We start from the raw sequence: 8,603 nt of genomic DNA, 5'->3' as shown, positions 1-8,603 counted from the left end.
CCATATGTTCAGCCATTAATTTGGCTGGCGTATTGTAATCTAATTTCTTTCTTGGTCTGTCATTGAGTTTCAATATTACCTCTTTTACTAATGAATTCGATACTTTTTTAAAGTCGGTAGATTTGGGCCAATATTGTCTTAACAAACCATTTGTATTTTCATTCAAACCACGTTGCCATGAACAGTATGGGTCTGCAAAATAGACTGCACACTTTAATTTTTTGGTTAACTCTTCGTGATAAGCGAACTCTTTACCGTTATCAGCGGTGATGGTTAATACTGCATTTTTAAATGGTTTTAATAATGCAAGTGTGGCCGCAGTGACAGTCTTTGCTGACTTATCATCAATACGTGTCGATACTGTAAAACGCGTTTTACGCTCAACAATAGTCACTAATGCGCCGCTGTGCCCTTTACCAATGACTAAATCTATTTCCCAATCACCAACTCGGCTACGTGTATCAACGATATTAGGTCGCTCATCAATACTGACGCGGTTCTTGATAAAACCTCGACCAGCTTGTTTATCTTTATTGCGCGCTTGGTAAGCCTTGCCTTTTCGACGCAGATATTGGAATAATTGACCACCACTCCGCTTATTGGAGCAAATATGTTGGTAAATAGTTTCATCGCTAATACTGGTACCATGCTCTTTCTTAAGCCATCCTGAGATTTGGTCAGGACTCCATTTTTCACCTAGTTTTACATTTATTAATGCAATCAGAGTAGATGTCATTTTAATCGCTTTACGCGCTTCAATACGCCTTTTAACTGCAGCTTGTTGGGCCTGGTTAATTCGATAACCTCGCTTACCTGTATTGCGAGAAAGCTCCCTACTAAGCGTTGATTGATTCACATTCAGTTGTTTAGCTATTTTATTTTGACTCATGCCTATTTTCTTTAGCGCATAAATCTGGCATCGTTGTTCGTAGGTCAGTTGTTTATATGTTTTCATTGTTGCATCTCTTGCCGGAGAAAAAGCGATAAGCATATATTCAGCTGACCGTCTTTTCTACCAATTCAAGTTCTGCACTTATGATCTGAATCCAAGGATAATAAAAAAACACTTACTCAATTAAAAAATCTGAGTAAAGATTTTGACCTTATTTATGATGATAGTCGGATACTTTTGACTGCTTCCGTCGATCGAGTATATTCAAGTAAGTTGGGTGATAAACTTGCAATAAAGGCAAATCGCCTTGCCTTTGAATCTAATAAATTAGGTAAGCAATATATTTTAAACTCTCAAGCGGAAGCAAAAAAATTCTCGCTTTACTTGGGAGGTTTTGCCTTATTAACAATAATATTATCAGCTATTATATTACAAATATTAATGCGGAAAATTACAAAACCTATTGTTGCGATGACTGATAGTTTAAAAATTATCGCTTCGGGAGACTTAAGTATTCGTGTTGAAAACCACACCAATGATGAGGTAGGCACTGCAATAAAGGCAGTAAATGAGATGGTGAGTGGGCTTGAAGAAAAAGCAAAACTTGCCAGTTGTATTGCTGATGGCGATCTAACCATTAATGCACCTTTAGCTTCTGAGAAAGACTCATTAGGTTTAGCTCTCAAGTCAATGACAGAAAGTTTGAATGATACTTTACATCAAGTCAGTATTTCAGCCATTGAAGTGAATGACGGTTCCCAACATATTTTGAGTTCTAGCCAATCCCTTTCTCAAGGTGCTTTAGAAACGGTATCTAGCATTAAAGAAATATCTAATCAGATTGATGAGACTGAAGCAAAAACAAAAACTAATGCTGAACATGCAGATAAAGCAAATAGCCTAATTTTAACGGCTAAAAATGCCGCAACTGGCAGTATGGAGCAAATGGCCCTTTTAGCCACTTCAATGGCAGATATTGACGATTCGAGTAAAGAAATAGCCGAAATCATTAAAATTATAAATGGCATTTCCTCCCAAACCAACTTACTAGCATTAAATGCAGCTATTGAAGCAGCAAGAGCCGGTGAACATGGTCGAGGTTTTGCCGTTGTGGCTGATGAGGTTAGGACACTTGCCGCACGAAGCTCTAAAGCAGCAATTCAAACTGAGGCTTTGATTGAAAAATCTAATTCTAATGTAAAAAAAGGAATTATAATTTCTAATGAAGCAGCTGAAATACTGAATCACATTGCGGAAATCATCAGTCAAGTAACGGTATTAATTGGCGACATTTCCAGTGCTAGCCATACCCAAAAAGCAAGCCTTACCCAGATAAGTAGTGAGTTAGAATCAATTAATACTATTTCACAGAATAATTCAGAAGAGTCTCTGCAGGTTACAACTTCCTCTGAGAAGCTATCTCAACAATCCATACTTTTACAACAATTATTAGAACAGTTCAAGCTTGTGAAAATATAATGATTTTAAAAATATCGAAGACACCTATATCTATTAAAAGCTTGTTTGCTCTCCCCGCCAACGTGCTGCTAAGACAAGCTTAGAATAGAGCTGACACTAATGTTCACAAACTGCTCATGCCTCATCGATTCATAGTGCCGTTTATTCACATGCAATACTAAATGATAATGGTTAGGTACTTAACATTATCTAAAAGGGGCATAAGCACGACGAACACAACGTGAAACACAGTGATAATAAGGTGTACCTGATAACGATACTTAAGATTGGCGACACTGAGTCATAACAACTACCGGTTCGCATGTAAAAGCTACATAACTAAAAGATAGAAAAGTCATTATGAGTCATCAAATATTATGGCTGTCCCAAACTTTGATTAGATGTATTGTTCTTTCGCCATGTTTTAAAAGGCCTAAGCGGCCTTTTAAAATATTTGTATCATCGTTTTTTTGCCTCCCACGTTAATGGATTGATTTCACCATTTTCATAGATAGGTAGTTTTAAAGGTGCATCAGTTGGCAGGAATTGATCCCAAGTCCTGTTTAGACCACACACTCCATACTTTCTTACTTTTTTAACTTCATCACTATTAATAACATCCGTTAAAATAAAGTCAGAAACACCGGGTGATTTAGCCCTAATGTTACCTTCTGGGTCAATAATGATACTTTCACCGGTACCCGCTGGAGCTGCCGCATTGACACTCGCGATATAGACTTGATTTGTTATTGCTTGCGCCTGTAACAAGATCAATTCTTTACTTCGATCACAAGTAGATGTTTGAACTAAATTAATAATTAAGTCAGCCCCCATCCATGACAATTGGCGTACCACTTCAGGAAACCAAATATCATAACAAACACAAATACCGACTCGACCAAAACCAGGAATATCAAACACATTTAACTCTTTACCTGGTGTAAAAGGTTCATAAGGACGCCATGGAAAACATTTACGATAGCTAGTAACTAACTCCCCTTCCGGTGAATAAACAACAGCCGTACAATAAATATCATCGCCTTCACCTTTCTCAATCACTGTGCCAGGAATTAACCAAATCTCATTTTCTTTCGCTATTTTGGCAAGTCGCTGCCCTCTCGGTCCATCTAATGGTTCAGCTGCATCGTAATACATTTTTTTGCGTTCAGCTCGTGTTCCTTCAGCTCGACATAAATGTATTTCAGGACAGATAATCATTCTTGTTTTTTCGAAGTCAGACTTCAATTCTTTAATTTCAGCTTCAAATTCGTCTAAGCTTTTTTCTGTTGGAAGACGAGAAGACGATTGCATTAATAATATTGGTAAATGGTGGAGCATTGTTAAGATTCCTCAAAATGAAGAGCAGGTGTTGGTTTGGTAAACCCTTTTGTTAAATACACTAAATAAAGAACACCTATTCCAAGCCAAATTGACCCCACTGTTAAAGCATTAAGGTCTAATTTAGTCATTAGGTAAAATGTAACAAAAGTACCAATTGCCGGAAAAACTAAGTTAAGTACTGTAGAGCCAGTTGCAATGCCTTGTTTTTTATCTTTTACATAAGTAAAAATAACAGACATATTAACAAATATAAAAGCAACAAAGGCACCGAAATTGATTAATGAAGCCGCTTGCATAACATCAAAAAATAAAGCCAAGCTTGCAGCTAAAGCAGATAAGATAATACCGCCGATTGGTGTTAAATATTTAGGATGTAAAAAACCAAAAACTTTTTTAGATAATACACTATCTCGACCCATAGCAAATAGTAGTCTTGATACACTGGCTTGTGCCGATAACCCAGACATGAACTGTGCCGTAATCATGGCAGCTAAGAATATTGAAGCAAAAATGTTTCCACCAATATTGGCTGCGATTTCAAAGGCCGCTGAGTCTATATCATTAAAAATAGCACCAGGATGTACTAACTGTGTCGTATAACCAACTGCCACATAGATAACACCAGCAAAAAGTGTACAAAGGAGAATAGCTTTTGGTACTGTTTTTTCTGGTTCAATTGTTTCTTCTGTAAAAGTGGTAATCGCATCGAATCCTAGGAAAGCATAAGCTGCAATACTTGAACCTGCTAAAACAATAGATAAAGTACTAGACTCATTAAAGAAAGGTTCAAGACTAAATATGCTTGTAATTCCACCATTTCCATAAACATCGCCCAATGATAAAGCAACAAATATAACCATTACTGCTAATTGAAATATCATCAAAACTGAGTTTAATTTTGCGGCTGTTTTAACTCCAACGTAGTTAATACAAGTTGTTAGTAAAACAAAACCCACTAAGAATATCCATTGAGGAACATCTGGGAACTGAGCGCCTAAATAAGCTGCGCCAATTAACCATATAACCATTGGTAAGAAGAAATAATCCAACAATATAGTCCAGCCAACCATAAAGCCAACTCTATTATCTATGCTCTTAGATGCAAAAGTATAAGCGGACCCAGCAACAGGATATCTACGGGCCATTATTCCATAACTATTCGCAGTAAACAGCATTGCAAAAGTAGTTATCAAAAAAGCCATCGGAACTGTACCGTTACTTGCCTCTGCAATGATCCCAAACGTTCCAAGAACAATTAGTGGCGTCATATAAGCTAACCCCATTATAATAAGAGGCCATAACGTTAAGGTTCTAGTTAATTTTAAACTTGTCATTATTTTATATCTCCATATATATTTTTAAATTAAAGTGTTTTTTTAAAAATTACTTAGCTAAGGTGCTACTGATTGCAAAGCAAAATATGCTGTATCCATCTGATAATTAGCTTTACTTACGAACAATGAACGTCGTAGATTGAAAAAACGACGCATTTCATCAGCTCGCTTAATTCCTTCTAACTTTTATACCAAGCCTTAACCCAAACTTTATCGAATCAGTCGACTTTTACTTAAAGCTATTGAATACTTAATAGCTTTAAAATTTCTTGATAACGAATTTAGTAGAGGTAGCCATTGTTATCCCCTTCCCTTTCTAGAACGAATTTATTAGGGTTAATGATAAACATACCCCGCAAATCGAAGTTTAATAGTAAAATAAGGGTTTAAAGGGGTATATAACCCCAGTGTGGTATACTTGATGAAAATGAGATGTAGATGTGTTTTAAAAAATAGGGATATATTTAGTGCAAAACCAAGAACAAGATAAAGCACTAGGTGAGATAGTTCGATCGCTTGGTAATGCAAATTTTCCAGAAACTTTAGGGAATTTTGTTAAAAAAATAATAGACTTTGATAACTTAATTATCATTGCCTACCACAAAGATATTAATCCTGAAGAATTATATCGAGAATACAATTCCCCTATTGTTTATGAGAAGATGCAAAGCCATTATTTAAAAGCGGCTTATTTATTAGACCCTTTTTATCACGCTATCAACAATGGAATTCAAAGAGGTATACATTGCATTTTTGACTTAGCACCAGATCAATTTAAACAAACAAGTTATTTTTATGAGTATTATCAAGAGACAACTCTAATTGATGAGTTTTGTTTATTTTCACACATCAATCACAATACAACATTAACCGCCTGTTTTGGAAGAGATAAAAAAAGTGGGATACGGTTCGGTAAAACTGAACTAAAAAAAATAAAATCTTATGAGAATGTATTATCCACTTTATGTGAACAGCACTGGAGAAGCTATCAACCTAAAGAGGGAAAAAATATTGTTTTACCTCCTGTCAAACATCGATTAAGAACCATAATGAAAGATCAGCATAGTATCTCTCTTAGCCCTCGCCAAACAGAAGTCGCACTTTATATATTACAAGGTCATTCTTCTATATCGATTGCTCTTAACCTCAACATCAGTAAAGAAACTGTTAAGGTATTTCGTAAACAGCTTTATTCCAAATGTAGCATTAGCTCACAAGCAGAATTATTTGCTTTATTAATGCCTATTTTGTCGATGTTATAGTGAAGGTAATATTTATTTAAAAAATTGTGAAACATAATATACTTCTATTTTCGGAAGAAGCGACGAACACAACGTGAAATACAGTGATAATAAGGTGTATTTGATAACGACACTTGAGATTGGCGAGACTGAGTCATAACAACTACCTCTTCAGATTAAGCACTTCTCATTTGAAGAGGTAGCTGTTTTATATTCAATATACTCAAACATATCAGATTCACGATCACAAACGCTTATGATATTGTCCATGACATTTGGATATCGGATACTAATTTATTCCTACTAGCGTTGCCATTTAGAACATTATTTCATTTATTACTTACATCGTTATCAGTACCAAAATTTGCCTCTTTTCTGCACCAATGATGTTATGCGCCTAAGCCAATAATACGCTCTGTTCCTGTATTCACCATCAGGACAATGTTAGCTCCGGTAGCAATGAATTCAAACCAACGGTAGTAATGTTATCAGCATCAACTTATCATTGCGAAAAATGCGGTATGTTCCTTCACTTCAATCTAATTAATTTTAGTATAAGTGTCAGAGTCTGGCACAGTGTAGTGGTCAAGTAAATCTGGCCACGGATTTGTAGTCATTCCAATATAACTCTTCTGCTCTATTTGGACTTATTCTACCGTTATGTTGATGAGGCCTGGTTTGACTGTAATACCCAACAATGTAATCGGTTATCGCATGCTTAGCATCATCGATATTTGAGTAACCTATTTTAGGTGCCCATTCTGTCTTTAAGCTTCTAAAGAAACGCTCCATTGGTGCGTTATCCCAGCAGTTCCCTCTACAACTCATGCTCTGCTGGATCTTGAAACGCCGCAACAATTGGCGGTACTTTCTGCTTGTATAATGACAGCCTTGATCGGAATGAAACATGATGCCCTTAGGTTGACCACGTAATTCAAATGCCATTTTTAAAGCGTTACCAGTTAGTTCTGTATTAGGAGAAGATGAAATAGACCAGCCAATCGGTTTTCTTGAAAATAGATCAAGTACAACGGCTAAATATGACTAACGTTTTCCAGTCCAAATGTAAGTTACATCACTACACCAAACTTGGTTAGGTCCAAGTACATTAAACTCCCTGCTAATGTATTTGGAATACAGATATGCTCAGCAGTAGACTTTTTATATGAATGCTTACCAAGTTGACAACTAACTAAACTAAGCTGCTTCATCAGTCTACTTGCACGATAACGGGTTAACTCAAGCCCATTGTTTGTTGCAATACTAGCAATCGTTCTAGCACCTGCTGAACCATTACTGAGCTTATGTATTGAACGAACTTCGCTATGCAACTTTACGGTTTCTGGTGATATCTTCCGATCTCGATTAATCCAATATTTATAACTACTACGATGCACTGAAAACACGTTACATAGTAGCTTGACTGAGTGGCTCTCTCGTAACTTCTTAACTAACGAATACTGTTCAGGGAGTCTGACATTAAGAGAGCGGTAGCCTTTTTTAATATGGTTTTCTCTTCTTCAATACGCGCTATTTTCTTTTCTAACTCTCTAATTTTAAGCTGATCAGGTATCATTGGCGTGGCTTTAGGGGCCACACCTTTACGCTCTTCTTTGAGTTGGCGAACCCACTTATCCATGGTGGACTTACCAACATTCATTGCGGTTGCAGCTTCTTTTACTGAGTAACCTTGATCAACAACTAATTGAGATGATTATAATCGAAACTCTGGAGTGAAATTACGCTTGCCTGCTCTCTTCATTTTGTCACCTATTTAATGAGTGAGGTGAATAATATCACCTCTAACTAGGTGGCCAAAATCACTGTACCACTACACAGGGAGCCTTACGAAGTTGCTTATCAGGGGTAAAATGCAGGGAGTCAGCAGCTCTATCGTATTATTCCTATAACTAAATGGTACTACCTCTAATATATTTGGCAGATTCAACTCTGAAGTGCATAACGCCTAAGCAGCTATAGCTACCATATGTTCAGCCATTAATTTGGCTGGCGTTTTGTAATTTAGTTTCTTTCTTGGCCTTTCATTCAATTTAACTATTACATCTTCAACTTCTGATTGCGATACTTTTTTAAAGTCCGTTGATTTCGGCCAATATTGTCGTAACAAACCATTCGTATTTTCATTCAAACCTCTTTGCCACGAACAATAAGGATCTGCAAAATAAACACCACAGTTTAAATATTCGGTCATCACTTCATGATACGCAAATTCTTTACCATTATCAGCGGTGATCGTAAATATCGCACCTTTGAATGGTTGCAATAAAGCAATCGTAGCAGCAGTCACTGATTTAGCCGATTTGTCATCAACACGCA

The 8,603-nt window shown here is 36.4% G+C and carries 6 protein-coding genes and 1 pseudogene; 2 read left to right on the top strand and 5 right to left on the bottom strand.

All coding sequences use genetic code 11. The features are described from left to right. The coding region (locus GQR44_RS19490; protein ID WP_166371884.1) for an IS30 family transposase at positions 1-955 on the bottom strand (955 nt) is incomplete at its 3' end. Between the two features lie 174 nt (positions 956-1,129). On the opposite strand from GQR44_RS19490, the gene GQR44_RS19485 reads away from it, so the two are divergent. Beyond that, the gene (locus GQR44_RS19485) at positions 1,130-2,371 is read left to right on the top strand and encodes a HAMP domain-containing methyl-accepting chemotaxis protein (protein WP_166373409.1); all 1,242 of its coding nucleotides are present in this window, start codon (positions 1,130-1,132) and stop codon (positions 2,369-2,371) included. Between the two features lie 438 nt (positions 2,372-2,809). Here GQR44_RS19485 and GQR44_RS19480 read toward each other — a convergent pair whose 3' ends face one another. Both GQR44_RS19480 and GQR44_RS19475 read right to left on the bottom strand, forming a co-directional pair. Beyond that, positions 2,810-3,688: a carbon-nitrogen hydrolase family protein gene (locus GQR44_RS19480; protein ID WP_166373407.1), complete on the bottom strand. Its 879-nt coding sequence runs from the start codon at positions 3,686-3,688 to the stop codon at positions 2,810-2,812. A 2-nt stretch (positions 3,689-3,690) separates the two neighbouring features. Then, the gene (locus tag GQR44_RS19475) at positions 3,691-5,025 is read right to left on the bottom strand and encodes an APC family permease (protein WP_166373405.1); all 1,335 of its coding nucleotides are present in this window, start codon (positions 5,023-5,025) and stop codon (positions 3,691-3,693) included. A 467-nt stretch (positions 5,026-5,492) separates the two neighbouring features. Between GQR44_RS19475 and GQR44_RS20090 the strand changes: the two genes are divergently transcribed. Beyond that, positions 5,493-6,287, top strand: coding sequence for a helix-turn-helix transcriptional regulator (locus tag GQR44_RS20090; protein ID WP_205963134.1), 795 nt, complete (start codon positions 5,493-5,495; stop codon positions 6,285-6,287). Positions 6,288-6,851: 564 nt separating this feature from the next. Here GQR44_RS20090 and GQR44_RS19465 read toward each other — a convergent pair. Then, positions 6,852-8,028: pseudogene (locus GQR44_RS19465) on the bottom strand (IS3 family transposase). A gap of 204 nt (positions 8,029-8,232) precedes the next feature. After that, the coding region (locus GQR44_RS19460; RefSeq protein WP_166373403.1) for an IS30 family transposase at positions 8,233-8,603 on the bottom strand (371 nt) is incomplete at its 5' end.

The sequence above is a fragment of the Psychromonas sp. SA13A genome, from assembly GCF_011378715.1.
Lineage (GTDB): Bacteria > Pseudomonadota > Gammaproteobacteria > Enterobacterales > Psychromonadaceae > Psychromonas.
The sequence above is the reverse complement of the archived record's forward strand: the minus strand, read 5'-3'. Positions and strand labels throughout refer to the sequence as shown.